General features: G+C 67.1%; 27 protein-coding genes. 10 read left to right on the forward strand and 17 right to left on the reverse strand.

Going from position 1 to position 26,537, the window contains the following annotated elements:
- Positions 1-16: 16 nt before the first annotated feature.
- On the forward strand, positions 17-829 hold the full coding sequence (locus SH591_RS05495; protein WP_324750864.1) for a hypothetical protein: 813 nt from the start codon (positions 17-19) through the stop codon (positions 827-829).
- Here SH591_RS05495 and SH591_RS05500 read toward each other — a convergent pair.
- A complete protein-coding gene (locus tag SH591_RS05500; protein WP_324750865.1) occupies positions 826-1,227 on the reverse strand; it encodes a dihydroneopterin aldolase in 402 nt (133 codons plus the stop codon). The genes SH591_RS05495 and SH591_RS05500 overlap by 4 nt on opposite strands.
- Complete coding sequence (locus SH591_RS05505) at positions 1,224-1,988, reverse strand: SDR family NAD(P)-dependent oxidoreductase (protein ID WP_324750866.1); 765 nt, start codon at positions 1,986-1,988, stop codon at positions 1,224-1,226. Before SH591_RS05505 ends, SH591_RS05500 begins: the two co-directional genes overlap by 4 nt.
- Before the next feature lie 83 nt (positions 1,989-2,071).
- Here SH591_RS05505 and SH591_RS05510 point away from each other — a divergent pair, with 83 nt between their 5' ends.
- The 3 genes from SH591_RS05510 to SH591_RS05520 are packed head-to-tail and all read left to right on the forward strand — an operon-like array spanning position 2,072 to position 4,433.
- Positions 2,072-2,629 carry a DUF1285 domain-containing protein gene (locus tag SH591_RS05510; RefSeq protein WP_324750867.1) on the forward strand — a complete coding sequence of 186 codons (558 nt, stop codon included), beginning with the start codon at positions 2,072-2,074 and terminating at the stop codon, positions 2,627-2,629.
- Entirely contained in the window at positions 2,626-3,228 is a 603-nt protein-coding gene (locus SH591_RS05515) for a CoA pyrophosphatase (protein ID WP_324750868.1), read from the forward strand. Before SH591_RS05510 ends, SH591_RS05515 begins: the two co-directional genes overlap by 4 nt.
- Positions 3,225-4,433: a CCA tRNA nucleotidyltransferase gene (locus tag SH591_RS05520; RefSeq protein ID WP_324750869.1), complete on the forward strand. Its 1,209-nt coding sequence runs from the start codon at positions 3,225-3,227 to the stop codon at positions 4,431-4,433. The genes SH591_RS05515 and SH591_RS05520 overlap by 4 nt, the downstream gene beginning before the upstream one ends.
- On the opposite strand, the gene SH591_RS05525 is transcribed toward SH591_RS05520, so the two are convergent.
- Together SH591_RS05525 and parC are read right to left on the reverse strand one after the other, a co-directional pair.
- Positions 4,409-6,184 (reverse strand): putative bifunctional diguanylate cyclase/phosphodiesterase, encoded by a 1,776-nt coding sequence (locus tag SH591_RS05525; protein WP_473964745.1) that lies wholly within the window; start codon positions 6,182-6,184, stop codon positions 4,409-4,411. The two genes, SH591_RS05520 and SH591_RS05525, sit on opposite strands and share 25 nt — an antisense overlap.
- A gap of 62 nt (positions 6,185-6,246) precedes the next feature.
- Positions 6,247-8,490: a DNA topoisomerase IV subunit A gene (gene parC, locus SH591_RS05530; RefSeq protein ID WP_324750871.1), complete on the reverse strand. Its 2,244-nt coding sequence runs from the start codon at positions 8,488-8,490 to the stop codon at positions 6,247-6,249.
- Between the two features lie 194 nt (positions 8,491-8,684).
- On the opposite strand from parC, the gene SH591_RS05535 reads away from it, so the two are divergent.
- Positions 8,685-9,479: a hypothetical protein gene (locus tag SH591_RS05535; protein WP_324750872.1), complete on the forward strand. Its 795-nt coding sequence runs from the start codon at positions 8,685-8,687 to the stop codon at positions 9,477-9,479.
- 4 nt (positions 9,480-9,483) lie between these two features.
- On the opposite strand, the gene gcvA is transcribed toward SH591_RS05535, so the two are convergent.
- On the reverse strand, positions 9,484-10,407 hold the full coding sequence (gene gcvA, locus SH591_RS05540) for a transcriptional regulator GcvA (protein ID WP_324750873.1): 924 nt from the start codon (positions 10,405-10,407) through the stop codon (positions 9,484-9,486).
- A 126-nt stretch (positions 10,408-10,533) separates the two neighbouring features.
- Here gcvA and SH591_RS05545 point away from each other — a divergent pair, with 126 nt between their 5' ends.
- The 4 genes from SH591_RS05545 (at position 10,534) to purC (ending at position 13,826) form a co-directional block, all read left to right on the forward strand.
- Positions 10,534-10,698: a hypothetical protein gene (locus SH591_RS05545; RefSeq protein WP_324750874.1), complete on the forward strand. Its 165-nt coding sequence runs from the start codon at positions 10,534-10,536 to the stop codon at positions 10,696-10,698.
- Between the two features lie 185 nt (positions 10,699-10,883).
- On the forward strand, positions 10,884-11,708 hold the full coding sequence (locus SH591_RS05550; protein WP_324750875.1) for an alpha/beta hydrolase: 825 nt from the start codon (positions 10,884-10,886) through the stop codon (positions 11,706-11,708).
- Entirely contained in the window at positions 11,705-12,937 is a 1,233-nt protein-coding gene (kynU, locus tag SH591_RS05555; RefSeq protein WP_324750876.1) for a kynureninase, read from the forward strand. Before SH591_RS05550 ends, kynU begins: the two co-directional genes overlap by 4 nt.
- 109 nt (positions 12,938-13,046) lie before the next feature.
- Positions 13,047-13,826: a phosphoribosylaminoimidazolesuccinocarboxamide synthase gene (gene purC / locus SH591_RS05560; protein WP_322831938.1), complete on the forward strand. Its 780-nt coding sequence runs from the start codon at positions 13,047-13,049 to the stop codon at positions 13,824-13,826.
- 267 nt (positions 13,827-14,093) lie between these two features.
- Here the strand turns inward: purC and SH591_RS05565 are convergent, their stop codons facing one another.
- From SH591_RS05565 to cysC, 11 genes are all read right to left on the reverse strand, one after another.
- A complete protein-coding gene (locus tag SH591_RS05565; RefSeq protein ID WP_324750877.1) occupies positions 14,094-14,972 on the reverse strand; it encodes a M23 family metallopeptidase in 879 nt (292 codons plus the stop codon).
- 198 nt (positions 14,973-15,170) lie between these two features.
- Complete coding sequence (locus SH591_RS05570; protein WP_324750878.1) at positions 15,171-15,989, reverse strand: ferritin-like domain-containing protein; 819 nt, start codon at positions 15,987-15,989, stop codon at positions 15,171-15,173.
- A gap of 32 nt (positions 15,990-16,021) precedes the next feature.
- Positions 16,022-17,245, reverse strand: coding sequence for an argininosuccinate synthase (locus SH591_RS05575; RefSeq protein ID WP_324750879.1), 1,224 nt, complete (start codon positions 17,243-17,245; stop codon positions 16,022-16,024).
- Between the two features lie 2 nt (positions 17,246-17,247).
- A complete protein-coding gene (gene argR / locus SH591_RS05580; RefSeq protein WP_324750880.1) occupies positions 17,248-17,724 on the reverse strand; it encodes an arginine repressor in 477 nt (158 codons plus the stop codon).
- A complete protein-coding gene (gene argF, locus SH591_RS05585; RefSeq protein WP_324750881.1) occupies positions 17,721-18,602 on the reverse strand; it encodes an ornithine carbamoyltransferase in 882 nt (293 codons plus the stop codon). The genes argR and argF overlap by 4 nt, the downstream gene beginning before the upstream one ends.
- On the reverse strand, positions 18,599-19,564 hold the full coding sequence (argB, locus tag SH591_RS05590; protein WP_324750882.1) for an acetylglutamate kinase: 966 nt from the start codon (positions 19,562-19,564) through the stop codon (positions 18,599-18,601). The genes argF and argB overlap by 4 nt, the downstream gene beginning before the upstream one ends.
- Positions 19,561-20,721: a bifunctional glutamate N-acetyltransferase/amino-acid acetyltransferase ArgJ gene (gene argJ, locus SH591_RS05595; protein WP_324750883.1), complete on the reverse strand. Its 1,161-nt coding sequence runs from the start codon at positions 20,719-20,721 to the stop codon at positions 19,561-19,563. The genes argB and argJ overlap by 4 nt, the downstream gene beginning before the upstream one ends.
- Positions 20,718-21,737, reverse strand: coding sequence for an N-acetyl-gamma-glutamyl-phosphate reductase (argC, locus tag SH591_RS05600; RefSeq protein WP_324750884.1), 1,020 nt, complete (start codon positions 21,735-21,737; stop codon positions 20,718-20,720). Before argC ends, argJ begins: the two co-directional genes overlap by 4 nt.
- Before the next feature lie 54 nt (positions 21,738-21,791).
- The gene (locus tag SH591_RS05605) at positions 21,792-22,022 is read right to left on the reverse strand and encodes a helix-turn-helix domain-containing protein (RefSeq protein ID WP_324750885.1); all 231 of its coding nucleotides are present in this window, start codon (positions 22,020-22,022) and stop codon (positions 21,792-21,794) included.
- Between the two features lies 1 nt (position 22,023).
- The gene (locus tag SH591_RS05610; protein WP_324750886.1) at positions 22,024-22,545 is read right to left on the reverse strand and encodes a DUF2975 domain-containing protein; all 522 of its coding nucleotides are present in this window, start codon (positions 22,543-22,545) and stop codon (positions 22,024-22,026) included.
- An 82-nt stretch (positions 22,546-22,627) separates the two neighbouring features.
- Positions 22,628-24,427 carry an adenylyl-sulfate kinase gene (cysC, locus tag SH591_RS05615; protein ID WP_324750887.1) on the reverse strand — a complete coding sequence of 600 codons (1,800 nt, stop codon included), beginning with the start codon at positions 24,425-24,427 and terminating at the stop codon, positions 22,628-22,630.
- 57 nt (positions 24,428-24,484) lie between these two features.
- Between cysC and SH591_RS05620 the strand changes: the two genes are divergently transcribed.
- Positions 24,485-25,870: a M20/M25/M40 family metallo-hydrolase gene (locus tag SH591_RS05620; RefSeq protein ID WP_324750888.1), complete on the forward strand. Its 1,386-nt coding sequence runs from the start codon at positions 24,485-24,487 to the stop codon at positions 25,868-25,870.
- 3 nt (positions 25,871-25,873) lie between these two features.
- Here SH591_RS05620 and betI read toward each other — a convergent pair whose 3' ends face one another.
- The gene (gene betI / locus SH591_RS05625; RefSeq protein WP_322831951.1) at positions 25,874-26,479 is read right to left on the reverse strand and encodes a transcriptional regulator BetI; all 606 of its coding nucleotides are present in this window, start codon (positions 26,477-26,479) and stop codon (positions 25,874-25,876) included.
- Positions 26,480-26,537 lie beyond the last annotated feature (58 nt).

Raw genomic sequence — 26,537 nt, forward strand, 5'->3', positions numbered from 1 at the left:
GTTGTCACTAAAATTTATGGTTCCATTCGCCCTGATTTGGGTCGCAACGGGATCCCACGCCGAATCACCGGCCCAAGTTGCGGATTCGCTGACCTATGCCGATCTCGCCGATCTTGCCCTGCCCGCGCCTGTCGTGGCCCATGTCCAACTGCGTAGCGCGACCCGGCTGAAGCCCGCGCAGGCCCCGGACCTGCCGGCGGGCATCTCCCGCTTCTACGTGCAGGCCGACGTGATTTCGCTGATCCGCGGCGCCCAGGGTCTCCCCACGCGCGTTTCCTATCTGGCCGACGTGCCGGATGTCGGCGGAAAGCCGGCCAAGCTGGCGAAGAAGAGCCAATATATAGCACTGGCGGCGACCGTTCCCGGCCGGCCCGGAGAGCTGCAGTTGCAGGGCGCCGGCGCCCATCTCCCCTACACGGCCGCCCGCGCCGAGCAGGTGCGCGCGATCCTGCAGGAGGCGACCCGCGCAGGCGCGCCGCCGCGCATCACGGGCATCGGCCGCGCCTTCCATGTCCCGGGCTCGCTCCCGGGCGAGAGCGAGACCCAGATCTTCCTGCGCACTGCGGACAACGAGCCGGTGTCGCTCTCCGTGCTGCGCCGCCCGGGCCAGACGCCGCGTTGGGCCGTGGCGCTGAGCGAGATCGTCGATGATGCCGCCGCGCCGCCGCAGCCGAACAGCCTGCTCTGGTACCGGCTCGCCTGCTCGCTCCCGGCCGCTTTGCCCTCGCAGAGCTACGCGGAAGGCGAGACCGAACATGCCGGCGCGATCCAGGCGGATTACCGGCTGATCAAGGAGCGGCTCGGCCCCTGCGCGCGCAGCCGCAGCTAGAAGGAAGCGAGATCGACCCCGACTCCCGCACAGTCCGGATAGATGTCCGGCTTGCGGGAGGAGACGCGCAAGGCCGTGACGCCGCGGCGGGTGGCAACCAGGTCGTAGATCTCGCGCACGAACGTTTCCTGCAGGTTGAAGCGGCGACCCTTCGCGACCCGCAATATCTCCGTCCGCAGGAAGTCGTAATCCCAAGCCCCGCCGGCATCGTCGTCCGATTCGAAATAGACCGCCTCGACCCACACTTCGACGGTGACGTAGAGGCGCTGCGGCGCGCCGATCTCGAAATCGTGGAAGCCGATGTCGACCGGCAGGCAGAAGTCCTCGAGCACGATCTTGCGCGTGCGCGGGGCAAGCCGGTCGGGAACGAGCCCTTCGATAGGGACAATCCGGGTCATGCTTCGGGCTCCAGAAACTGCACGTCGCGCGGCAGGCCGAGGAATCGCTGGCCGCCGTCGAGGGTGATGGTTTGCCCGGTATAAGTCGGGGTCGCGACGATGAAGCGCAAGGCAGCGACGATCTCGCCCACATCGACGCCGCGCCGGAGCGCATTCATCGCGTGCACCTGATCGAAATTCTCGCGGCTCTGCGGCCCGGATACGAGCGTCACCGAGGGCGCGATGCCGCACACGCGGATGCCGCGCGCCGCATAAACACGGGCCAGCAATTCGGTCAGCCCCGCCAGCCCGATCTTCGAGACCGTGTAGCTGAAGAAATCGGGATTGGGCTGGGCGAGCTTGGCGTCGAGCAGGTTGACGATGAGCCCGCCGCCCTGCCCGGCCTTGGCAGCGAAGGCCTGCGACAGCAAAGCCGGCGCGCGCAGGTTCACGGCCTGGTGCATGTCCCAGAGATCGAGCGTGAAATCGTCGGCCGCGTCGTAGACGAAACGCGAGGCATTGTTGACCAGCAGCCGCGGCGGCGGCAGCCCGTCGAGCGCCGCAATGATCGTCGCAGCAGCATCGGACCGGGCAAGGTCGGCCGCGACGACGGTGGCTTGGCCCAGCTCCGCGGCGAGCGATCGGGCCTCGTCTTCGGAATCATGGCAATGGATGAGGACGTGCCAGCCGTCTTCCGCAAGCGCGCGGCTGATCGCCGCGCCGATCCGCTTGGCCCCACCGGTGACGATGGCGCTCCGCGGTCCCTGAAACTCTGCCGTCATGCGCCGGGCGATAAGGCGACGCCCGGCCTGCGGCAAGCGTGCGGCTTGCTGCGCCCGGCATCAATCGCCTAATCCCGGCTGCGATGCCTGCCCCAATCCTCCCTTCGGACCTCACCGGCCTCTCGCTCGCCGACATCGCCCGGATGGCCGACGAGCGGCGACTGCCGCCGGTGGAAAGCTGGAACCCCACGCATTGCGGCCACAGCGCGATGCGCATCGCGCGCGACGGGACCTGGTTCCACGAAGGCAGCCCAATCGGCCGCCCCGCCATGGTACGGCTCTTCTCGACCATCCTCCGCCGCGAGCCCGATGGCGGCTTCGTGCTGGTGACGCCGGTCGAGAAGCTCGACATCGACGTCGAGGACGCGCCGTTCGTCGCGGTCGAGGTCAAGAGCGAGGGCGATGGGCGGGATCGCTCGCTCGCCTTCCGCCTCAACACCGGCGACATGGTGATCGCCGGACCGGATCATCCGCTGCGTTTCGGCTCCGACCATCCTTATGTCGAGGTGCGAAAAGGGCTCGATGCGCTCGTTGCCCGACCGGTTTATTACGAACTGGCCGAGCTCGCGCTGGGGGAAGGCGGAGACCAGCCGGGGCTTTGGAGCAATGGCGCCTTCTTTCCGATGGGGAGCGGGGCGTGACCCTCGCCGCGACCCTGCGCGAAGCGCTGGAGCTTGGCCATCGGCGCGACCCGATCCTGCTTGAGGGCGACCCGTTCGACCGCGACGCCGACCCGGCCCAGGCGGTCACCCCGGCCGCGGTCCTGGTGCCAGTGGTCGACCGGCCCGAACCGACCGTGATCCTCACCGTCCGCACCGACACGGTACGCCGCCATGCCGGTCAGATCGCATTTCCGGGCGGTCGCATCGACCCCCAAGACGACGGCGCGATAGCAGGCGCGCTGCGCGAGGCGGAGGAGGAGATCGCCCTGCCCCGCTCCGCCGTCGAGGTAATCGGCATCGGCGACCGTTACCGCACGATCACCGGCTATGAGGTGACCCCGGTCGTCGGCGTCGTCCGCCCCGGGATCGACCTGCGGCCGCAACCCGCCGAAGTCGCCGCCATCTTCGAGGCGCCGCTTCACTACCTCCTTCGTCCGGAGCACCAGATCATCCGCACAATCATGTGGCAGGGCAGCGAACGCTCTTATTATGAAATCGAATGGGAAGGCCGTCGCATCTGGGGCGCGACCGCGGCGATGATCGTCAACCTCAGCCGCCGGCTGGCGCTGGTCGCATGAAGCTCGATCCCGCACCCTGGCAAACGCAGCCCGGAATGGCCGAACTGCTCGCCGCGCTCGACGCGCCGCAGGGCGCCACCCGCTATGTCGGCGGATCGGTCCGCGACGGGCTGCTCGGCCTCCCCGTCGGCGACGTCGATCTCGCCACCCGCCTCGCTCCACAGGAGGTGATCGACCGGCTCGGGGGCGCCCGCATCAAGGCGGTGCCGACCGGCCTCGCACACGGCACGATCACCGCGGTCCTGAAGAACGGCCCGGTTGAGGTCACGACCCTGCGCCGCGACGTTTCGACCGACGGCCGGCGCGCCACCGTCGCCTTCACCGACGACTGGCGAGAGGATGCGGCGCGGCGCGATTTCACGATCAACGCGCTGTCGGCGGATCCGCTGACGCTGCAGGTCCACGATTATTTCGACGGCGAGACCGATCTCGCCGCGCGGCGACTCCGCTTCATCGGCGACCCGCTCACCCGCATCGCCGAGGACCACCTCCGCATCCTGCGCTTCTTCCGCTTCCACGCTCGCTTCGGCGAGGGCGAGCCGGATGCGGCGTCGCTCGAGGCCTGCACGGCCCGCGCCAACGATCTGATGGCGCTGTCGCGCGAACGCATCGCCGACGAACTCCTGAAGCTGCTCGCCCTCCCAGATTCTTCGCCGACGCTGGCGCTGATGGTCGAGCGCGGGATCCTCCGACCGGTCCTGCCGGAAATCGACGAGGCCGGCGTAGAACGGCTCCGGCAGCTCGTCGCCTGCGAGACGGCTGCGGAGGCAGCACCCGATCCGCTCCGCCGCCTCGCCGCCCTGCTGCCGGGAGACAGCGCCATCGCCGCCGACGTCGCCGCCCGTCTGCGCCTTTCGAACAAGGCTGCGAAGCGCCTCGTCTCGGCCGCAGGCCGCGGGCCGGACGATAGCGCGAATCCGCCCGCCCTCGCCTATCGCATCGGCGCCGATGAAGCGGCCGACCGGCTGTTGCTGATCGGCGCCGACCCTGTCCTCGTCCGTTCACTGTGCGATTGGCACAAGCCCCGCTTCCCGCTCGGCGGCGGCGATCTCATCGCGATGGGGCTGAAGCCGGGGCCGCAAGTGGCGCGGACGCTCCAGGCCGTCGAGCGGAGCTGGATCGACGGCGGCTTTTCAAAAGATGATGGCGAAGTGCGGCGCCTCGCGCGGGCCGCGGTCGATCAGGCGTTGCGCGAGAGCCAGTAATCGAGGGCGTCGTCGGCCGCGAGCGGCTGGGCGAAATGGAAGCCCTGACCGGTGGCGCAGCCGAGGCCGGCCAAGGCCTGCGCCAGTTCGGCGGATTCGATGCCTTCGGCGGTCGTCGCCATGCCGAGCGCTTCCGCCAACGACAGGACGGCCCGGACGATCGCGATCGAGTCCTTGTCCTTCAGCATGCCGGTGACGAAGCTGCGATCGATCTTGAGCACGTCGATCGGAAGGCGCTGCAGATAAGCGAGCGAGGTGTAGCCGGTCCCGAAATCGTCCATCGCGACCTGGACATCGAGCGCCTTCAGCGCCTCCAGGACCTCGGTAGCGCGATGCGGATCCTGGACGATCGCGCTTTCGGTCAGTTCCAGCATCAGGCGCCGACCTGCGAGGCCGGTCGCTTTCAATGCTTCCGAAACGGCCGAGGCGACGTCGTCGCGCGCGATCTGGATCGCTGATAGGTTGACGCCGACATAGATCGGGAGCTGCTTGCCAGCCTGCCGATCCCAGCCGGCGAGCGTGTGGACCGCCGAATTGAGCGCCCAGCGACCCAGTGCGACGATCAGGCCCGATTCCTCGGCGACGGGGATGAATTCATCGGGCGAGATCACGCCGCGATCTTCATGCTCCCAGCGCGCCAGCGCTTCGAAGCCGGCGACGGCGCCGGTCGGAAGGTCGATCAGCGGCTGGAATGCGAGCTTCAACTGCTCGCCTTCGATCGCGCGCCGCAGCTCGGTCTCGATGCTGAAGCGGCGCCGGGCCGCCTTGGCCTGGTTGGGCTCATAGACCTGGATCAGCCCTGAGCGCTTCGAGCTCTTCAGGGCGAACTGCGCGTTGCGCAGCACTTCCTCGGCCAGTTCGACGCTGCCCGTGAGCAGTGAAATCCCGATCGAGCAATCGACGCGTATCTCCAGCTCGGACAGGCGGAAGGGGGTGCCAAGCACGGTCCGGATCCGATCGGCGAGCTGCAGGGCGTCCTCGAGGCCGTTGTCGAGTCTCATCAGGATGCCGAACTCATCGCCCCCCGTCCGCGCCAGGACGTCGCCGGCACGCAGGCCCGAGAAAAGGCGGCGGGCAAAGGTGATCAGCAATTCGTCGCCGGCGATCGCGCCGACGCATTCGTTGACGCGGCTGAAGCGGGTCATGTCGATCACCAGCACGGCGTGGCTGGCCTCGCGGAACTCCTTGTCCTCCAGAACCGCTTCGACCCGCTCGTTGAAGGCGAGCCGGTTGGGAAGGCCGGTTAGGCTGTCGCGCAGCATCTCGGCGCGCAGGCTCTTCTCGGTCTCGACCTGGGCGGTCCGGTCGATCAATGTAAACAGGCAGCGCTTGGCGGAGAAAGGCGAGGGCTGGAGCCGTGCCAGTTTGAGCTTGAAATAGCGGCCTCCGATACGGCGCCCGTCGGTCGCCTCGAACTGCAGTTCGGCCTGATCGCCCTTGAGGAACCGGTCGAGCCGCTCGCCGATCGGGCCGGCCGCCAGGAACGGGATTCCGCTGATCCACTGGCCTTCGACGCTGTCCCAGTCGGTCAGCTGGCGGAAATGGGCATTGGCCGTGTCGACATAGACGTCGCCGCAATCGCTGACGCAGAGAACGGCGGCGGCGATCGGCAAGGCATCGAGATAATCCTGCCGCGCCGCCTCGATCGCCTGCTCCGAGACGGAGAGCGCGCGCGCCACCGGTGCCGCGCCCCCAAAGGCGAACTCGGCAATAGGCAACTTCGTCGGTGCGCGCTGGGATGCGGCCTGCATGACAAAGCAAGTAGCGGCCAGCAGTTAATCTTTGATTGCCGCCGGGGTCCGGAATACCGGCGCTAGAACTTATTCTCCCGCGGAAAACCGTTGGGAGCCATCCGCCCCGCCGCGCCGCGCGCCGTCCGCCAGGGAGAGAGATCGGGCTCGCTGCGCGTGCGGCCGCTGGCCCCGCCCATCTCCCAGTTGATGCCGTCGGCGAATCTGAGCGCCTTGGCGTCGGACAGGCCCCCGTCGCGGTAGCGTTGCAATTGCACGCCCTGCCCCCGGCCCATTTCGGGCAGTTCCTGGAGCGGGAAGACCACCATTTTCCGGTTCTCGCCGATCACCGCGACGAAATCGTCCTCAGGGCCGATCGGCCGCACCACTGCCAGCTTCGCGCCGGTGCGGACGTTCACGACCTGCTTGCCCTTGCGCGTTTCCGCGACGGCGCCGGCGGTCGAGGTCAGGAAGCCGCGGCCGTCCGAGGACGCAAGCAGCAGTTTCGCCGCCGACGAGGCCGGGAACAGGGCGACGATATTCCCCTCGCCTTCGAGGTCGACCATCAGCCGCACCGGCTCGCCGAAGCCGCGGCCGCCCGGCAATTTATCGGCCGCCAGCGTGTAGAAGCGGCCGTTTGCGGTCACGAGCAGCAATTTGTCGGTCGTCTGCGCGTGGAAAAAGAAGGACGGGCCGTCCCCTTCCTTGAACTTCAGCGCCTCCGGGCTGGAGAGCTCGACATGGCCCTTCATCGCCCGGATCCAGCCGCGCTGCGACATGATCACGGTGATCGGCTCGCGCTCGATCATTGCTTCGAGCGGGATCTCGCGTGCCGGACCCGCTTCCTCGATCAGCGTGCGGCGACGGCCGAGATCGGTGTCGGCGCCGTAGCGCTGCTTGAGCGCCGCCAGATCCTTCTTGAGCCGCGTCCGCTGCCGCGCGGGGGATTCGACCAGCTTCTCGAGCTCGGCTTTCTCTTTCTCGAGCTTGTCGCGCTCGCCGCGAATCTGCATCTCCTCGAGCTTGCGCAACGAGCGCAGGCGCATGTTGAGGATGGCTTCGGCCTGGCGGTCGGTGAGGCCGAACTCGGCCATCATCACCGGCTTGGGCTCATCCTCCTCGCGGATGATCTGGATGACCCGATCGAGGTTGAGATAGGCGACCAGATAGCCTTCGAGCAACTCGACCCGGTCGGTGATCTTGGCAATGCGATGCTGCGAGCGCCGCACCAGGACGTCGAGCTGATGCTCGAGCCAGGCGGTGAGCACGTCCTTGATGCTCATCACCCGCGGCGTGCGCGACGCATCGAGCACGTTCATGTTGAGCGGTATGCGGACTTCAAGATCGGTCAGCCGGAACAGGCTGTCCATCAGCATCTGCGGCTCGACCGTGCGGCTGCGCGGCTCAAGCACGATCCGGATCTGCTCGTCCGATTCATCGCGAATGTCGGCCAGGATCGGCAGCTTCTTCTCGCTGATCAGGTCGGCGATCTGCTCGATCAGCTTGGATTTGGGCACCTGGAAGGGGATTTCGCTAATGATGACGGTCCAGGTGCCGCGGCCTTGGTCCTCGGTCTCCCATTTGGCCCGCACGCGGAAGCTGCCGCGCCCGGTCTTGTAGGCATTGGCGATCGCTTCCTTGGGATCGACGATGACGCCGCCGGTCGGGAAGTCCGGCCCGGCGACGAAATCGAGCAGGGCGCTGTCCTCCGCCTTGGGATCGTCGATCAGGTGGCTCGCCGCATCGATCACCTCGGAGACGTTATGCGGCGGGATCGAGGTCGCCATGCCGACGGCAATGCCGCTGGCGCCGTTGGCGAGCAAATTCGGGAACAGGCCGGGAAAGACCTCCGGCTCTTCTTCCTCGCCATTGTAGGTCGGCTTGAAATCGACCGTGCCTTCGTCGAGGCCGGCCATCAGCTCGTTGGCGGCGGCCGTCAGCCGCGCCTCGGTATAGCGCATCGCCGCGGCGTTATCGCCGTCGACATTGCCGAAATTGCCCTGGCCATCGACCAGCGGATAGCGCAGCGAGAAAGGCTGAGCGAGGCGGACCATCGCGTCGTAGATCGAGGCGTCGCCGTGCGGGTGATATTTGCCCATCACGTCGCCGACGACGCGCGCGCATTTCTTGTAGCCCGCGGCGGGATCGAGCTTCAGCAGCCGCATGCCCCAGAGCAGCCGGCGATGGACCGGTTTCAGCCCGTCGCGGACGTCGGGCAGCGAGCGCGCCGTGATCGTCGAAAGCGCATAGACCAGATAGCGCTGCGACAAAGCGTCGTCGAAAGGCGCGTCGACAATGTGGTCGAATTCGTCGGTGGTATCAGCCATGAGCCGAGCGATAGCAGCGCCCAGGCAACGAGGCGAGCCCCGCCCTTGCCTTGCCCATTTATGTAACTTAGTATCATGGAAAATGGGGGCCGTTCATGCGCAAATCCGTTTCTCTTGTCGCACTCCTGCTGGTTTCGGCTTGCGGCGGCGCGGACCGCCAGCAGGAACCTGCTCGCGAAACGACATCGTATGACGTGGCCGAGGAACCGCCCGCTGCTCCCGGCTCAGGACCCGCAATCGCGCCCACGACAGCGCCCGGCATCGCGTTCAATTACCGCTACGCCTTCCGTCTGCCCGGCCAGAAGATCGCAAGCGTGCAGGAGCAGCACGCCCAGGCATGCGAGAAGCTAGGCCTCTCCCGATGTCGCATTGCGGGCATGCGCTATCGTCTGGTCAACGAGCGCGACATCGAGGCGATGCTCGCCTTCAAGCTCGACCCGGCCATTGCCCGCCAGTTCGGTAAGGCGGGAATCGAAACCGTCGCGAACAACGAAGGCATGCTGATCGACAGCGAAATTTCCGGCGACGATGCCGGCGCGGCCATCGCCGCGGCCAATCGCAGCGAGGCACAGCTCAGCGACGATCTCGAACGGATCGAGGCGCAGCTTGCCCGCGCCGGGCTGGCCGCTGCCGAGCGCGACCGTCTCCAAGCCGAGGCGCAGCAGTTGCGCCAGACGATCCGCGCCAACCGCGACGCCCGCGACGAGCAAAGGGAATCGCTCGCGACGACGCCGATGGTCTTCCAATATGGTTCGGGCGATCTGGTCCCGGGCTTCGACACGCACTCGCCTATGCGCCAGGCGCTTGAGGCGGCAGGCGACAATTTGATCGGCGGGGCCGCGTTCCTGTTCGTCGCCCTCGCCACGCTGCTCCCTTGGGGAGTCCTCCTGCTCCTGCTCTGGTGGCTGGTGAGGCGGCTTGCGCCGAAATTCGGGTCGCGACGTGCGGCGGGGCCCGAACCGCAAGCCGGCGGGTCCGTGGAAAGCTGACCGCTCAGGCCGGCGCCGGCTCCCGATAGACTTCGGGCGGGCCGAGTTCCGCCTGCGCGGCGACCTGGGCCAGCAGCCAGTCGCGGAACATGCGGATCTTGGGCTGGTTGCGCTTGTGCTCGGGGTAGACCAGCCAATAGCTCGGCCCCTCGAGGACGGTGAGGCCGAACGGCGTCACCAACCGGCCCGACGCCAGTTCATTCTGCCACATCAGGGGACTGAGCATGCCGACGCCGTGACCGGCCATCGCCGCATTGCCTTCCGCGGCCTGGGAATCGAGCCTGATGCCCCGCGCGAGCGGCTCCTGATCGGCGAGGCCGGCCGCCGCGAACCACAATTTCCACCACACGTCGCCAGGGCTGAGCCGCGGCACCGCGAACAGATCGGCGGGGTTCGCCAAGGGATGCCGTTCTAGGAAATCCGGGCTGCACATCGGCGTGACGTGCAGCCGGAACAGGAAATGATGCCTCAGCCCCGGCCACGGCCCGGTGCCGCTACGGATCGCGACGTCCGCCGCGTCGCGGCTGAAGTCGACCATACGCGTCTCCGTCTCCAGCCGCACCGCCAGTTCGGGATGGGCGATGTGGAACAGGCCGAAGCGCGGCGCGATCCAGTTGCTGGCGAAGGTCTGGGTCGTGCTGATGTTGAGCACGCTCTGATCGTCGGCCACCAAGGTCGCAAAGGCGTCGGACAGGCTGTCGAACGCGCCCGAGACAAGCGGCGCGATCCGGCGGCCCGCGTCGCTCAATGTCACCCGGCGCTTGTCGCGCACGAACAAGGGCAAGCCGAGCCGCTCCTCAAGCAGCTTGATCTGGTAGCTGACCGCCGCCTGCGTCATGCCGAGTTCGCCCGCGGCAGCGGTGAAATTCTCGTGCCGGGCGGCGGCTTCGAACACCCGGACAGCGGTCAGAGGCGGGATGTGACGCATCCTGAAAATGATAAGCCCTGCTTATCAACTGTGTCGAGCGTTTAGTTGGCGTTCATCTTGCCGATACGCCATTTCTCTCTTGCCCCCGAAGAAGGAGCGACATCAGGACTAGGGAAGGACGATAAAATGCACGAGGATTTCAACACGCGCCTCTGGGCCGATTATGGCCCGCAATTCACCGCCGCCATGACCGACCTGCTTGCCAAGGTCCACGTCGTCTTCGAACGCATCGTCGCGATCGAGTTCGCGGCGCCATGGGAGAGACGGGACGACGCCTGCGTCGACTGCTGATCCCAGTTCCTCTTTCCGGGCCGCGGCCATGCCCACCCGCCGCAGGACCGGACGGCACGCATGACCCGCCGCCGCACCTCTCCGGTCCGGCGGGCATGCGTGCCCCCAGTTGCGACAAAAACGGACCGGATCGACGCCGTCGATCCGCTTGCTCTCCGACCGGCCCAGGCGCTAGCTCATGGTCCGTGACGCAATCTAGCACTTTGATGGCCTGGCCGGACCTGCTCGAAAGGCCCCGGCCGGAGCCCGACGCCGAGATTCGCTACGGCGCGGATTCGATGCAGGTCGTCGACCTGTGGCTGCCCGGGGGCGACGGCCCCCACCCCGTCGCGCTGATGGTCCATGGCGGTTGCTGGCAGACCAAGATCGCCGACCGCCGCATCATGGACTGGATCGCCGACGACCTGCGCCGGCGCGGCATCGCCGTGTGGAACATCGACTATCGCGGCGTCGACCGCGATGGCGGCGGCTATCCCGGCACCTTCCTCGACGCCGCCGCCGCGGCCGACGCGCTGCGGGAACACGCCTCGCATTACAATCTCGCTGTCGCCGACCTCGTCGCCGTGGGCCATTCGGCCGGCGGTCATCTGGCATTGTGGCTCGCGGGGCGGCCTCGCCTGCCGCAGGACAGCCCGCTCCGCACGGCAGATCCCCTGCCCATCCGCACTGTCGTCAGCCTGGGCGGATTGCCGGACCTTGAAGAGGCCGCGTGCCCGCCCGGCAGCGGCTGCGGGACCGAGGTCATCGCGCGGCTAACCGGCGGCAGCCTCTCCGACACGAGCGTGCCGCGCCTTGCTCCGCTCGGCGTCCGCCAGCTGCTGATCAACGGCCTGCAGGACAAGATCATTCCGCCCTCTTATGCGGAAGGCTATGCCACCCCGATGCGCGCCGCCGGCGACGATGTGGAGGTGAGGATGATCGACGAAACGGGCCATGTGGAGCTGATCGCGCCCGAGACGAAGGCGTGGGCGACCGCGGCCGCGGCGATCGAACGGGCGCTCGGCCGATGACCCTCACGCGGGACCAGGTGCGGGCGCTCGACGCCGCCGATCCGCTGCGCGCGCTCCGCAACCGCTTCGTCATTCCCGACGGGCTCATCTACCTCGACGGCAATTCGCTGGGCATGCTTCCAAAGGCGGCCGTTGCCCGGCAGCGCGCGATCGTCGAGGGCGAATGGGGCACCGACCTCATCCGCAGCTGGAACACGCACCAGTGGATCGACGCGCCGCAGCGTATCGGCGCCAAGATCGCTCCGCTGATCGGCGCCAAGCCGCACGAGGTGATCGTCGCCGATTCGGTGACGGTGAACCTGTTCAAGCTGATCACCGCCGCGGCACGGCTTTCGCCCGATCGGCCAGTGCTGCTGTCGGAGCCGGGCAATTTCCACACCGACCTCCACGTCGCCAGCGGCGCGGCGGAACTGCTTGGCATGCGGCTCGACACGGTCGACCGCGCCGACATCCCGGCCGCGCTCGGAGCCGACACCAACCTGCTCCTCCTGACGCACGTCCATTACAAGGCCGGCTACCGCTTCGACATGGCCGAGGTGACGGCCCGGGCGAAGGCGGCGGGTGCGCTCACCTTGTGGGACCTCAGCCACAGCGTCGGCGCGGTGCCGCTCAACCTCAACCGCGACGGCGCCGAGCTCGCGGTGGGCTGCGGCTACAAATATCTGAACGGGGGCCCCGGCGCTCCCGCCTTCCTCTATGTCGCCGAGCATCTGCAGGAGCGGCTGGTGCCGCTGCTGCGCGGCTGGATGGGCCACGCCACGCCCTTCGCCTTCACCGACGATTATGTCCCGGCCCCCGGCATCTCGCGCTTCCTGGCCGGCACGCCCCCGATGCTGAGCCTGCTCGCGCTAGAAAGCGGGATCGAGGCTTTCGAAGGCACGAGCATGGACGCGCTCTGGGCCAAGTCGGTCGTCTTGTTCGACCTCTTCGCCGAGTTGATCGACCAGCGTTGCGCAGGCCACGGCCTCGAATGCATCACGCCACGCGACCCGGCGCTTCGCGGCAGCCACATCTCCTATCGCCACCCGCATGCCTTCGAGTTGTGCCAGGCGCTGATCGAAGATGAGGTGATCGGCGACTTCCGCGCGCCGGACGTGGTGCGGTTCGGCCTCACGCCGCTCTATCTGGGCTATGAGGACATCTGGGAGGCGGTCGAGCGCTTCGCCGCCATCCTCGGAAGCGGGCGCTGGCGCGATCCCCGCTACGCGGTGCGCAGCAAGGTCACGTGATTGCGCCGTGGGGGCGCATCCACTATAGGCTCGGCCATCCGCCTCGGCGCGCGTCCAAAGCCACGCGTCCCCGGGGCTTGTTCTTTTCACCCTCCGGGGAGCAACCCTCATGTCCCGTCGCCGCCAGATTTACGAAGGTAAGGCCAAGATCCTCTACGAGGGTCCCGAACCCGGCACTTTGATCCAGTATTTCAAGGACGACGCGACGGCCTTCAACGCGCAGAAGAAGGGCACGATTTCCGGCAAGGGCGTGCTCAACAACCGTATCTCCGAGCATATCTTCACTTTGCTCGGCCAGATCGGAATCCCGACCCACTTCATTCGCCGCCTCAACATGCGTGAGCAGCTGATTCGCCAGTGCGAGATCGTGCCGATCGAGGTGGTGGTGCGCAACGTCGCGGCCGGATCGATCTCGAAGCGCCTCGGCATCGAGGAAGGCACCCAGCTGCCGCGCACGATTATCGAATATTATTACAAGGACGACGCGCTCGGCGATCCGATGATCGCGGACGAGCATATCGCCTGCTTCGGCTGGGCGAGCCAGGAGGAGATGAACGATATCGCCGACATGGCGGTGCGCGTGAACGACTTCATGGCCGGCCTGTTCGCGGCGATCGGCATCCGCCTCGTCGACTTCAAGCTCGAGTTCGGCCGGATCTGGGAAAACGACTTCAGCCGGATCATCCTCGCCGACGAGATCAGCCCCGACGGCTGCCGCCTGTGGGACATGACCTCCAACGAGAAGCTCGACAAAGACCGCTTCCGCCGCGATCTCGGCGGCGAGGCCGAAGCCTATCAGGAAGTCGCGCGCCGCCTCGGCCTGCTGCCGGAGGGCGAGCCCAACAGCGTCCTCGACCTCGACACGCACCGCAAGAAGCGCGGCAAGTGACCTGATCCCGCGCTGCGCGGGAATCAGGTCATCCCGGCGCAGGCCGGGATCTCGGAACAAGATCGCACCCGGCTTTCCCGAGGCCTGGCCTCCGCCGGGGCGACGGTCAGGCTTCGTGCCTCCACGTCGTCCCGGCGCAGGCCGGGATCTCAGGACGAGATCGCACCAAGCCTTCCGGCCCCGCCCTCCGCCGGCGCGACGGACAAGAAAAAGCCCGCCGATCCCCTGGGACCGGCGGGCCTTTTCATGCCCCGCTCTCGCGGAGGCTTATTTCGAACCGCCGACCGGTCCGCCCATGGCGGTGGCGGCGCGGCGCTGCGCGGCGAGCAGGATGTCGCTGCCCTGCATGTAGGGGATCGGGTTGACCGCCTTGCCGTCGACGCGGACTTCGTAGTGGAGGTGGCTGCCGGTCGAACGGCCGGTCGAACCCATCAGCGCGATCATGTCGCCGCGCTTCACGTGCTGACCCGCCTTGACCAGCGACTTGGAGAGATGGCCGTAGCGAGTCTGGATGCCGCGGCCGTGGTTGAGCTCGATCAAATTGCCGTAGCCGTTGGCCCATTCGGAGCGGCCGACTACGGCGTCGGCAGTGGCGTAGATCGGCGTGCCGAGCGGACCGGCGAGATCGATCCCGGCGTGCATCGCGGCGCGGCCGCGGAAGGGGTCCGAACGGACGCCGTAGCCGGAGGTGAAGTTGCTGCCCTTGACCGGTTGGGTCGAGGGAATGGCGATCGTGCCCTGCTCGACCTGGTCGAGCTTCTTCCAGCTTGTGAAGAGCTGCTTGAACTTGGAATCGCCCGCCTTGAGCGGCTCGACCGCCTCGAACGGACCGCCGGTGCCGGTGAAGCGCGCCGGATCGAGGCCGAGCTTGCGGACTTCCGCTTCGGTCAGCTCGAGGCGCTTGTCGGCGGCGACCTTGATCGCGTGCACGTCGGCCTGCATCGCCTCGACCTGCTGCTCCATCCGCTCGATCTCGGCAGTGCGCGCGATCTCGGCGTCGCTGGACGCTACGGTGAGGAACTGGACGGTGGCGAAGACCGACCAGGCGAGCAGCGCGAAGAGCGCGACGGTGCCGGCGACCTGAAGCCGGGCCGGCACGCTCACGCGGCGCAACTGACGACCGTCATGAACGAAAATGTCGCGCATTTTGAAAACGCTGCGGAACTTTAGAGCCCCCGAAACATTCTTAGCTTGAACCAAAATCGTCATCACAATCCCCGGTCAGCCTGAAAACGGGCTGCCACGGCCACGCACACACGCGACCAAAAAAGTCCTAGAGGCTCTGTCAGCCCCGGCGTTTATCGTCAGGAAGTTGCCCACCCCGTGACGTGTGATTGCAGACTGTTAAACATCTCTTTCCACCGCAACCCCTGCGTAGAAATCGCGGGATAGACCGGCTGCCTCCCGCGCCGAGTCGTTGAACGGAGGCTTCAGAAGGCCCCGGAAGTAGGTTTTTATTAACCAGTGAAACCGCTCGACCGGCTCAAATCCGCGGGATTCGGCGGCTGATTTGAACCATCTCGTTCCGGCCGCGACATGCCGGATTTCGTCATTGTAGATGCGGTTGATAATCCCCGCGGACCGCGTGTCGCCGGCCGCCTCGAAACGCTCGACCGTCGCGGGCGTGACGTCCAGTCCGCGCGCCTCCAGCACCATCGGCACCACCGCCAGCCGGGCGAGCGCGTCCTCGGCCGTACTGGCGGCCGCTTCCCACAGACCGTCGTGGGCGGGATGATCCCCGTAGCATGAGCCGAGCGTCCGCAACCGCCGATCGAGCAAGGCGAAGTGCATCGCCTCGTCGGCGCCGACGCCGATCCAGTCGTCGACGAAATCACGCGGGAAGTCCGCGCCGAAGCGGCCGACGACGTCGAATGCGAGATCGATCGCGCCGAATTCGATATGGGCGAGCGCGTGCAGCATGGCGACGCGGTTTTTCTCGGAGCCGCCCTTCCCTCTTTTGGGCATGCACGAGGCCGGCAGCAGTTCCGGCCGGTCGGGCCGCGCCGGGCGATCGGGCATCGTTACGTCGAAGGCGAAGGCGAGATCGCCCCGCCGCCACGCCCGCGCCGTCCAGCGCGCGGCGCGCACCTTGTCATAGGGCTGGGCGGCGAGCAGCACCGCCCGGACGGCTTGGGCGACGGTGGCGGGTCGAGCGTTGTTCACGCCGACCCGCCTACTATCACGCCGGAGATTGTCTAGCCGCGGCGATCCCGCTTGGCGGCGATGCGCAGCCGCAGCGCATTCAAGCGGATGAAGCCGGCCGCGTCGCGCTGGTCGTAGCCGCCGGTTCCTTCCTCGAAGGTGACGAGGTCTTGGTCGTAAAGCGAAAGCGGGCTCTCGCGGCCGATGACGGTGACATTGCCCTTGTAGAGCTTGACTCGGACCTTGCCGCTGACATGCTCCTGGCTCTTGTCGATCAGCGCCTGCAGCATCTCGCGCTCGGGGCTGAACCAGAAGCCGTTATAGATGAGCTTGGCGTAACGCGGCATGATCTCGTCCTTGAGATGCATGGCGCCGCCATCGAGCGTGATCGATTCGATGCCGCGGTGGGCGGCGAGCAGGATCGTGCCGCCGGGCGTCTCGTAGACGCCGCGCGACTTCATGCCGACGAAGCGGTTCTCGACCAGGTCGAGCCGGCCGATGCCGTTGTCGTGGCCGAGCTGGTTCAGCTGCGCGAGCAGGATTGCGGGCGAAAGGCGCTGGCCGTCGATCGCGACCGGGTCGCCACGCTCGAATTCGATCTCGATCACGGTCGGCTTGTCCGGCGCGTCCTCGGGCGAGATGGTGCGCTGGTGGACATATTCGGGCGCTTCCACGGCCGGATCCTCGAGCACTTTCCCCTCGGATGACGAGTGGAGCAGGTTGGCGTCGACCGAGAACGGGCTCTCGCCCTTCTTGTCCTTCGCGATCGGGATCTGGTGCTGCTCGGCGAAGGTGATCAGCTGCTCGCGGCTGGCGAAATCCCATTCGCGCCATGGCGCGATCACGCGGATGTCGGGCTCGAGCGCATAATAGCCGAGCTCGAAGCGGACCTGGTCGTTGCCCTTGCCGGTGGCGCCATGGCAGACCGCATCGGCGCCGACCTGGTGCGCGATCTCGATCTGGCGCTTGGCGATCAGCGGCCGCGCGATCGAGGTGCCGAGCAGATATTGCCCTTCATAGACGGTGTTGGCGCGGAACATCGGGAAGACGAAGTCGCGCACGAATTCCTCGCGCAGATCGTCGATGAAGATGTTCTCGGGCTTGATGCCGAGCAGTTCGGCCTTGCGCCGCGCCGGCTCGACCTCCTCGCCCTGGCCAAGATCGGCGGTGAAGGTCACCACCTCCGCGCCATATTCGGTCTGCAGCCATTTCAAGATGATCGAGGTGTCGAGCCCGCCCGAATAAGCGAGCACCACCTTCTTGGGCGCCTGGGTCATTCTTACTCCTGATACAAAGCATTGGAGAGCGCGCGGAAGCGATCGGAGACGGCGTCCGCCGCCACCCCGTCCCGCACGGCAAGGAAGAGCGTATCGTCGCCCGAAATCGTGCCGGCGATCTCGGGCAGGTTGGACTGGTCGATGGCGAGCGCGACCAGATGGGCCGAGCCCGGCGGCGTCTTCAATACGATGAGGTTACCCGCCGTCTCGACCGACTGCACCCATTCCGAAAGGATGCGCTGGAGGCGCGACGCCGCCCAGTCGCTGTCGCCGATCTGGTCGGGAAGTGCATAAGTGAGCACGCCGCCGCGCTTCACCTTGACCGCGCCCAGTTGATCGAGATCGCGCGATACCGTCGCCTGGGTGACGGCGAAGCCGAGCGATGCGAGCTTGTCGGTCACTTCCTCCTGGCTCGCCACCGTGCCCGAGCGGAGAATCTCCGCGATCGTCTTCTGGCGGCGAGCACGCGCGTCGGTCACGGCCGCACTCCCATCATCCAGGCCATGGCGCCGCGCGCCGTGTGCATGCGGTTGGTCGCCTGTCGCCACACGGCGCTGCGGGCGCCGTCGATCACGCCGTCGGTCACTTCCTCGCCCCGCCGCGCCGGCAGGCAATGGAGGAACCAGGCCTCGTCGGCCTGCCCCATCAGCGTCTCGTTGACTTGATAGGGGGCCAGCGCCTTCTGCCGCGCCGCGGCCTCGTCGTCCTGGCCCATCGACACCCAGACGTCGGTGTAGACGAACTGGGCGCCGCGCACGGCTTCGGCGGGGTCGGCCGTGTGCGTGACGGCGCCGCCATAGGAAGCGAGCTCCGCGTCGGGGAAACCGTAGCCGTCCGGGCTGGCGATGCGCAGTTCGACCCCGAGCTTGGCGCAAGCCTCGGCCAGCGACCGCGCGACATTGTTGGCGTCGCCGATATAGGCGATGCGCGCGCCGTCGAGCGTGCCCAGCAATTGCTGGACCGTCAGCAGGTCGGCCAGCGCCTGCAGCGGATGGTCGCTGTCCGAGAGCATGTTGAGGACCGGCGTCTCGACTGCAGCCGCCATCTGCTCGAGCACCTCATGGTCCATGACCCGGCCGGCGATCAGCCCATGGTAGCAGGCGAGCGTGTTGGCGACGTCCTCGGCCGTCTCCCGCGTGCCAAGGCCGACCTCGTCCTTCTGGATGTAGACCGGATGCCCGCCCAGTTGGACGACCGCCATCTCCATCGAGTTGCGGGTGCGCGCGCTCGGCTTCTGGAAGACCATGGCGACGCCCTTGCCCGCCAGCGGCCGTCCGCATTCGGGCTGCGCCGAGAGCGCGAGGATGTCGCGCAGCGCCTGGGGATCGAGGTCCCGTATCGTCAGGAGGTCGCTCACCAGTCCGCTTCCTTCTTGATCATGGTGCCGATGCCCTGATCGGTCAGCAATTCGACGAGCAAGGCATGCTGCACGCGGCCGTCGATGATGTGGGCAGTGCCGACACCGCCTTCGACCGCCTCGGCACAAGCGCGCAGCTTGGGGATCATGCCGCGGCTGACGCTCTCATGTTCGATGCGCGCGCGCAGTTCGGCAACCGTCAGCCGGGGAACGAGGCTCGTTTCATCGTTCACGTCCTCCAGCAGCCCGGGCGCGGCGGTCAGATAGATGATCTTCTCGGCGCCCATCGCCGCGGCGATCGCGCGGGCGGCGTCGTCGGCGTTGACGTTATAGGGCTGGCCCGAAGCATCGGCGCCGATCGTCGAGACGACCGGCGTCAGCCCGTCGTCGAGCAATTGGTGGATCAGGCCGGCGCGCACCTGGGTGACATCGCCGACGAAGCCGAGCGCGGGATCGCGCGGGGTGGTGACGAGGAATCCGGCATCCTCGCCCGACACGCCGACCGCGACCGGCTCCTCGCCGGCCTCGCCGTTGATCGTGGCCACGAGATCGCGGTTGACCTTGCCGACCAGCACCATGCGGACGATGTCGAGCGTCTCGGCGTCGGTGACGCGGAGGCCGTCGCGGAATTCGGGCTGCTTCCCCATCCGCTCCATCACGGCGTTGACCTGCGGGCCGCCGCCATGGACGAGGACGCAGCGCACGCCGACGCTGCGCAGCAGCAGCACGTCCTGCGCAAGCGCGCGATCTAGTTCCTTGTCGATCGCCGCCCCGCCGAGCTTCACGACCACGGACTTGCCCGCGAAACGGCGGATGTAGGGCAGCGCCTGGACGAGGATCGACGCCGTTTCGGATGGCCCCAGGGCGGCACCTGCTCCCCGGCGGAAGCCTGGTTCCGGTTCGGACCCGGAAGCTGGGCCCCGGCTTTCGCCGGGGAACGGAGGCTTGGTGGGGCTGGTCATGACGTCTTGCTGTTCTCTTTGATGTAGCCGGGGCCGAGATCGATGCCGATCACCTGCGCAGCGCCGGTGCCGAGATTGAGCGCGACCTCGATGTCGATCTGCTCGTTCTTCATGTGCGCCGCCACCGCGTCGGCGTCGTGGTCGGCATGCGTGCCAGCGCGCGACACGACGATGCCGCCATAGGCAACCGTCACCTTGTCCGGATCGAAGGCGACGCCAGCCGATCCCGCGGCGGCAAGGAGCCGGCCCCAATAGGGATCGGAGCCGTACCACGAGCATTTGACGAGATTGTTCTCGGCGATGTTCTTGGCGGCGATGCGCGCCTCTGCGTCGCTGGCGGCGCCGGTCACGCGGAGCGTCACCATCTTGGTCATGCCCTCGGCATCGCGCGCCATCTGCAGCGTTAGATCCTCGCAGACCTTGTGAACGGCATCCGCGAACTCGGCCATGTCCGGCTTTCCGCGGCGGCCGTTGGCGAGCAGGATGACGGTGTCGTTGGTTGAGGTCGCGCCGTCGACATTAAGGGTGTTGAACGTGCGGTTGGCGGCATCGCGCAGGACCTGCTGCATCTCGTCGCGCGACACGTCGGCGTCGGTGGTGAGGAAGGCCAGCATCGTCGCCATGTTAGGCGCGATCATGCCGCAGCCCTTGGCCATGCCGCCCAATGTGAAGGTCGATCCCTTCACCACCGCCTCCTTGGGAGCATGATCGGTGGTGAGGATGCCCTTGGCGGCGTCCTCCGAACCGTCGACCGACAGCTTCTTGGCGAGCTTGGGGGTGGCCTCCAGGATCTTGTCCATCGGCAGCGGCGTGCCGATGATGCCCGTCGAGCAGACCAGGACGTCCTGCGCCTTTATGCCGAGCGCCTCGGCCGTCGCCGCGCACATCGCCTCGGCATCGGCATATCCCTGCGGCCCGGTGCCGGCATTGGCGTTACCCGAATTGACGATGATCGCCGCCGCGCGGCCTCCATTGTCGGCGAGCCGCTGGCGCGACACCCCCACGGGCGGCGCGAAGAACTTGTTCTGGGTCAAGACCGCGACCGCCGTCACCGGCTGGCGGTCGTCGGTCGCGACCAGCGCCATGTCGTAGCGGCGGCGCTTGACGCCGGCATGCAGGCCGGACGCGACAAAACCTTCGGCAGCGGTAACGCTCACGGATAAACTCCACAGACAGAAAGGCCCTGCTTCTCCTCGAAGCCGAGCATGAGATTGGCGCACTGGATCATCTGGCCGGCAGCGCCCTTCACCAGATTGTCGAGCGCCGAAATGGCCAGCACCCGGCCGGTCCGCGCGTCGTAACGCGCTGTGACCTGCACCGCATTGGATCCGAGCGTCCATTTGGTTGCGGGCGGCCGGTCGGTAACGTGGACGAACGGCTCCTGCGCATAGGCCGCGCGCAACGCCTCGAGCGGTGTGTCGGCAGCCATCGGCCCCGTCGCAATGCCGTAGCAGGTGGCGAGGATGCCGCGGTTCATCGGCGCGAGATGGGGCGTGAACAGGACCCTGGCGCCAAGGCTCGTCTCCATCTCGGCAGTGTGGCGGTGCGAGACCAGGCCATAGGCCGAGAGCGATTCGGAGACGGTGTTGAAGTGGGTGTTTTCTTTCAGCCCCTTGCCGGCGCCGCTGACTCCCGAGGTGGCGTCGACCACGATGCTCGCCGGATCGACCAAACCGGCGTCGATCAGCGGCTTCAGCGCCAGGATGGTCGCAGTCGGATAGCAGCCCGCGGCCGCGACCGCGCGGGCGCCGCGGATGGCGTCGCGATGCAGCTCGGGAATGCCGTAGACGAAGCGGTCGAGCAGTTCGGGCGCCGCATGCGCCTCGCCATACCATTGCTCGTAGACCTTCGGATCGCGCAGCCGGAAATCGGCGCCGAGATCGACGAACGCGATGCCGCGGCCGAGGATCGTGGCGGCGAGCGCCTGCGATTGGCCATGCGGAAGCGCGGCGAAGACGAGGTCGATCCCGTCGAGCGCACTCTCCTCGTAGCGTTCGAAGCGCGCGCCCGGATAAGCCAGTGCGAGATGGGGGTGCACGTCCTCGAGCGCGGCGCCGGCCTGGCTGTCGCCGAACAGACGCACGGGGGCGAGCTCGGCATGGCCGGCACACAGCCGGAGCAACTCGCCGCCCACGAATCCCGAGGCTCCGAAAATGGCAGTCCTGATCGTCATGCGCGGCCATATGCATAGTCATGCATATTTATGCAAGGCAGGAATATCGCGGTGTCAGGCCTCGACCGCGTCGCCCTCCACGTCGGGCAGGAACTCGAGGATGTCTCCGGGCTGGCAGTCCAGCGCGGCGCAGATCGCCTCCAGCGTCGAAAAGCGGATCGCGCGCGCCTTGCCGGTCTTGAGGATCGAAAGGTTGACGATCGTGATCCCGACGCGGTCGGCAAGGTCGGTCAGCGTCATCCGCCGGTTGTGCAACAGATCGTCGAGCTTGACGGCGATCGCCATGTCACACCGTCGCCTCGAGGTCTTCGCGCATGACCGTGCCTTCCGCGAACACGCGCGCCAGCACGAAGGTCAGCAGGACGGCGAGCCAGCCGTTGATCGAGAACCCCGCGTCCAGATCGACCGGATGCGCAGGCGAGGAGACCGCCTCGCCGATCGCACCGATGATCATGCCGAGCAGCTGGAGCGCGAGCAATATCCAGGCGATCGCCTGCAGGCGGTAGGCATTGGCGGCAACGAACGGGTCGCCGGCGCGCACCGTCTCCGCCATCGCGACCAGGCGCTTCAGCACCGCATGGTTGAGCGGGATCGTAACGAGGCCGATCAGCGCCACCGCACGCAGCCCCATGATGACCCGATCCGCTTCGGGCGACGGCGTCATCTTGAAGGCCGACATGATCCACGCCTCGTTAGGCATGACGACCAGCAAAGCGAGGATTGCGAGGCCCAACAGCCAATTGAGGACGATCAGGATGCGCAGCAGCACATAGGCGATCGGCAAAGCGGCAGAATAAGAGCGGGACATCGCGTGCCTCCAACGATTCTCAATATCGATAAACGATAATCTCTTTATCGATATTCGTCAAACGCTGTCTGGGCGATGATCGCTATGATTCCAGATAGGCGACGATCAGGTCGGCCGCGTCCTCCGCGCTCAGCGTCGCCGTGTCGATGCGCAGTTCCGACCGTTCTGGTTCTTCATAGGGCGAGTCGATGCCGGTAAAGTTGCGCAGCCGGCCCGCCCGCGCCTTTTTGTAGAGGCCCTTCACGTCGCGCCGCTCCGCCTCGGCCAGCGGCGTGTCGACAAAGATCTCGATGAAGTCGCCGGCCGGCAGCATCTCCCGTACCATGCGCCGTTCGGCCCGGAACGGGCTGATGAAGGCGCAGAGCACGATCAGGCCCGCGTCGAGCATCAGCCGCGCGCTCTCGCCGGCGCGGCGGATATTCTCGATCCGGTCAGCGTCGGTGAAGCCCAGATCCTTGTTGAGCCCGAGGCGGAGATTGTCGCCGTCGAGCAGGAAGGTGTGACGGCCGCGGAGGTGCAGCTTCTGCTCGACGAGATTGGCGATGGTCGACTTGCCGGCGCCGCTGAGGCCGGTGAACCAGAGCAGTTTCGGCGCCTGTCCCTTGATCGCGGCGCGACTCTCGGGGGTCACGTCGAGTATCTGTTCGTGGACGTTGACCGACCGGCGCAGCGCATGATGGATCAGCCCGGCCGCGACGGTCGCGTTGGTCAGGCGGTCGATCAGGATGAAGCCGCCCAGCTCCCGGCTCGTCTCATAGGGCTCGAACACGATCGGGCGCGCCGTCCACAGATTGGCGACGCCGATGTCGTTGAGCTCCAGCACCTTGGCGGCCAGCTGCTCCTGCGTGTCGGCATTGATCCGGTATTTGGGCGTCTGAACGGTCGCGAGCACATTCTGGGTGGCGAGCTTCAGCGCATATTGGCGGCCGGGCAGCAAAGCCTCCTCGCCCATCCAGATCAAAGTCGCCTCGAACTGGTCGGCGCCCTGGGGCGGATCGCGCTCAGCAGCAAGCACGTCACCACGCGAGCAATCGACATGGTCCTCGAAGCTGAGCGTGACCGACTGGCCGGCCACGGCCTCGGAAAGATCGCCGTCCATCGTCACGATCCGGTCGACCGTGACCTTGCGCCCCGAGGGAAGGACGCACAGCCGGTCGCCAATACGCACGCTGCCGCCGACGATCGTGCCGGCATAGCCGCGGCTCTCCGGGCCGACGCGGGTGACGAGCTGGACGGGCATGCGAAACGGTCGCTGCCCGCCGTCGTCGAGCGCGACCTCCTCGAGATGGCGGAGCAAGGGCGGCCCGACATACCAGGGCGCGGCCGGCGACGGCTTGGCAAGATTGTCGGCATGCAGCGCCGAGATCGGGATGAACAGCGCATCGTCGATCCCGACCCGCCCGGCAAACTCCAAGAAATCGGCGCGGATCGCGTCGAACACGGCCTCGTCCCAGCCGACCAGGTCCATCTTGTTGACCGCGACGACGAAGCGGCGGACGCCCAGCAGCCGCGCGACATGGGCGTGGCGCCGCGTCTGGGTCAGCACGCCCTTGCGCGCGTCGACCAGCACGATGGCGAGGTCGGCGCGCGAGGCCCCGGTCGCCATGTTGCGCGTATATTGCTCGTGCCCCGGCGCATCGATCAGCACGAACGCCCGCCGCGCCGTCTCGAAGCGGCGATATGCGACGTCGATCGTGATGCCCTGCTCGCGCTCGGCTTCCAGGCCGTCGAACAGCAACGCATAGTCGACGCCGTTCGCCTTGGTGCGCAGGCCCTCCAGCTCGTCGTCGCGGATCGACCCGCATTCGTGCAGCAGCCGCCCGATCAGGGTCGACTTGCCGTCGTCGACGGAACCGCAGGTGATGAGCCGAAGAAGTGTCATTGCGTCGCGCAGGGATCGATTGCAGACAGTGCAGTGTCAAGCGGGAGGAAGCTCACGATGCGTGCACGCCGTTTCGGTTCTGTGGCCTTGTTCGTCCTGGCCGCCGCCATCGCCTCTCCCGCTGTGTCCGCGCCCGCGCCCCAGGCCGACCAGGCCAAGGACATATTGAAGCGCTCGATCGGCTTCCGCACCGTCAAGGGCCAGGGCCAGACCGAGGCCTATGCCGACTATCTCGCCTCGGTCCTGAAGGATGCCGGCTTCCCGGCCGGCGACATCGAGGTCACGCCCGTCGGCGATACCGCGACCTTGACCGCGCGCTACCGCGGCGCCGACCCCGCCAGGAAGCCGATCCTTCTGCTCGTTCACATGGACGTGGTGGAAGCCAGGGCCGCCGACTGGAAGCGCGACCCGTTCACCGCCATCGAGGAGAATGGCTACATTTTCGGCCGCGGCGCGACAGACAACAAGTTCGACGTGGCGATGATCACCGCCACGATCGCCCAGTTGAAGCGCGAGGGCTTTCGCCCCGGCCGCGATATCATCCTCACCTTCACCGGCGACGAGGAGACCGAGATGGCGACGACCCAACTCCTCGCGCAGCGGTTCAAGGACGCCGAAATCGTTCTGAACGGCGACGGCGGCGGCGGCGCGCTCGGCGACGACGGCAAGCCGCTTTATTACAGCCTGCAGGCGGCCGAGAAGACCTATGCCGACTTCGTCGTCGAGTTCACCGATCCCGGCGGCCATTCGAGCCGTCCCGGCAAGAACAACCCGATCTACCGGCTCGCCAAGGCGCTCGACCACGTCGGCGCCTACAAATTCCCGCCGCAGGCGAGCCCCATCACCCGCGCAGCATTGAAGGCGCAGAGCAAGCTCGTCGGCGGCGAGATCGGCGCGGCGATGGCGCGCTTCGCCGCCGATCCGGCCGACACCGAGGCCGCCGACCGCATCTCGCAGGACCCCGAATATATCGGCCAGGTCCGCACCACCTGCGTCGCCACGATGGTCAATGCCGGCCACGCCGAGAACGCACTGCCGCAGCGCGCGACCGCCAACATCAACTGCCGCATCTTCCCGGGCGTAAAGCCCGAGACGGTGCAGGCCAAGCTGGCCGAAATCGTCGCCGATCCCGATGCGAAGATCACGACCAAGGGCGAGGTCAATTACAGCGACGCCTCCCCGCTCCGCGACGACGTGATGAAGGCAATCGACAAGGCCGTGCACGCACGGGCGCCCGGCCTGCCGATCATCCCCACGATGGAAGCGGGCGCGACCGACAGCCTCCATTTCCGCGCGCTGGGCATCCCCAGCTACGGCGTCTCCGGCCTGTTCATGAAGCCGACCGACATGCTGGCCCACGGACTGGACGAGCGGGTGCCGGTCGCCAGCATCGCCCCGGCGCTCGACCATTGGCGCTCGCTACTGACCGATCTCGGGCGCTGAATTTCAGCGAAAGTGCGGCCGCTCGAGCAAGGTGTCGAGCCAGCGCGTGACCATCGCAGAGGCCTGTTCGGCCGTGAAGGTCGAGGGATCGAGCGAGAGCTCGAGCCACAGGCCGTCGACCAGGGCCGTGAGCGCGATCGCAACCGGCCCCGCCTCGGCTGCCGAAAGGCCGGTGCCGACGAGCAGCCCTTCGAGCTGGCGTCGATAGTCGCCATAGGTCTCGCTGTGGATCGCGGCGATTGCGGCGTCAGTCTTCACCAGGCTCCAGAAAGCGAGCCAGGTCGCCAGCAGGCGCGGATCCGCGATCGGCGGACGGAACGAGGCAGTCACGAACGCGACCAGCCGCGCCCGCGGATCGTCGCCGGCCTGCCCAGCGGCCTCGTCGAGCGTCGCCGAAACGCGCGCCACCACTCCGCGGTACGTCTCCGCGATCAGCGCGTCGATGCCGTCGAAATAATGGCGGAGAAGACCCGGCGATACGCCGGCTTTGGCGCAGATCGCCCGGACCGACGTGCCCGATGCGCCGCGCTCCGCGAGGCAGTCGGCCGCCGCATCGATCAGCGATTGCCGCCTGATATCGGCCGGTTCGCGGGAAGCCACTCTGTTCATTCGTCTTTGCTGCCCCGGAACGAACGACATTGCCAGCCCCGGACAACCATTATACGCT

The organism is Sphingomonas sp. LY54 (assembly GCF_035594035.1).
In the GTDB taxonomy this organism is placed as follows: domain Bacteria; phylum Pseudomonadota; class Alphaproteobacteria; order Sphingomonadales; family Sphingomonadaceae; genus Allosphingosinicella.

What these genes read in the sequence shown, in the direction of transcription:
- SH591_RS05495 (WP_324750864.1), top strand. Translation starts at nt 17, where the DNA reads ATGGTTCCATTCGCCCTGATTTGGGTCGCAACGGGATCCCACGCCGAA.
- SH591_RS05500 (WP_324750865.1), bottom strand. Translation starts at nt 1,227, where the DNA reads ATGACCCGGATTGTCCCTATCGAAGGGCTCGTTCCCGACCGGCTTGCC.
- SH591_RS05505 (WP_324750866.1), bottom strand. Translation starts at nt 1,988, where the DNA reads ATGACGGCAGAGTTTCAGGGACCGCGGAGCGCCATCGTCACCGGTGGG.
- SH591_RS05510 (WP_324750867.1), top strand. Translation starts at nt 2,072, where the DNA reads ATGCCTGCCCCAATCCTCCCTTCGGACCTCACCGGCCTCTCGCTCGCC.
- SH591_RS05520 (WP_324750869.1), top strand. Translation starts at nt 3,225, where the DNA reads ATGAAGCTCGATCCCGCACCCTGGCAAACGCAGCCCGGAATGGCCGAA.
- SH591_RS05525 (WP_473964745.1), bottom strand. Translation starts at nt 6,184, where the DNA reads ATGCAGGCCGCATCCCAGCGCGCACCGACGAAGTTGCCTATTGCCGAG.
- parC (WP_324750871.1), bottom strand. Translation starts at nt 8,490, where the DNA reads ATGGCTGATACCACCGACGAATTCGACCACATTGTCGACGCGCCTTTC.
- gcvA (WP_324750873.1), bottom strand. Translation starts at nt 10,407, where the DNA reads ATGCGTCACATCCCGCCTCTGACCGCTGTCCGGGTGTTCGAAGCCGCC.
- SH591_RS05545 (WP_324750874.1), top strand. Translation starts at nt 10,534, where the DNA reads ATGCACGAGGATTTCAACACGCGCCTCTGGGCCGATTATGGCCCGCAA.
- kynU (WP_324750876.1), top strand. Translation starts at nt 11,705, where the DNA reads ATGACCCTCACGCGGGACCAGGTGCGGGCGCTCGACGCCGCCGATCCG.
- purC (WP_322831938.1), top strand. Translation starts at nt 13,047, where the DNA reads ATGTCCCGTCGCCGCCAGATTTACGAAGGTAAGGCCAAGATCCTCTAC.
- SH591_RS05565 (WP_324750877.1), bottom strand. Translation starts at nt 14,972, where the DNA reads ATGCGCGACATTTTCGTTCATGACGGTCGTCAGTTGCGCCGCGTGAGC.
- SH591_RS05575 (WP_324750879.1), bottom strand. Translation starts at nt 17,245, where the DNA reads ATGACCCAGGCGCCCAAGAAGGTGGTGCTCGCTTATTCGGGCGGGCTC.
- argB (WP_324750882.1), bottom strand. Translation starts at nt 19,564, where the DNA reads ATGACCAGCCCCACCAAGCCTCCGTTCCCCGGCGAAAGCCGGGGCCCA.
- argC (WP_324750884.1), bottom strand. Translation starts at nt 21,737, where the DNA reads ATGACGATCAGGACTGCCATTTTCGGAGCCTCGGGATTCGTGGGCGGC.
- SH591_RS05605 (WP_324750885.1), bottom strand. Translation starts at nt 22,022, where the DNA reads ATGGCGATCGCCGTCAAGCTCGACGATCTGTTGCACAACCGGCGGATG.
- SH591_RS05610 (WP_324750886.1), bottom strand. Translation starts at nt 22,545, where the DNA reads ATGTCCCGCTCTTATTCTGCCGCTTTGCCGATCGCCTATGTGCTGCTG.
- cysC (WP_324750887.1), bottom strand. Translation starts at nt 24,427, where the DNA reads ATGACACTTCTTCGGCTCATCACCTGCGGTTCCGTCGACGACGGCAAG.
- SH591_RS05620 (WP_324750888.1), top strand. Translation starts at nt 24,485, where the DNA reads ATGCGTGCACGCCGTTTCGGTTCTGTGGCCTTGTTCGTCCTGGCCGCC.
- betI (WP_322831951.1), bottom strand. Translation starts at nt 26,479, where the DNA reads ATGAACAGAGTGGCTTCCCGCGAACCGGCCGATATCAGGCGGCAATCG.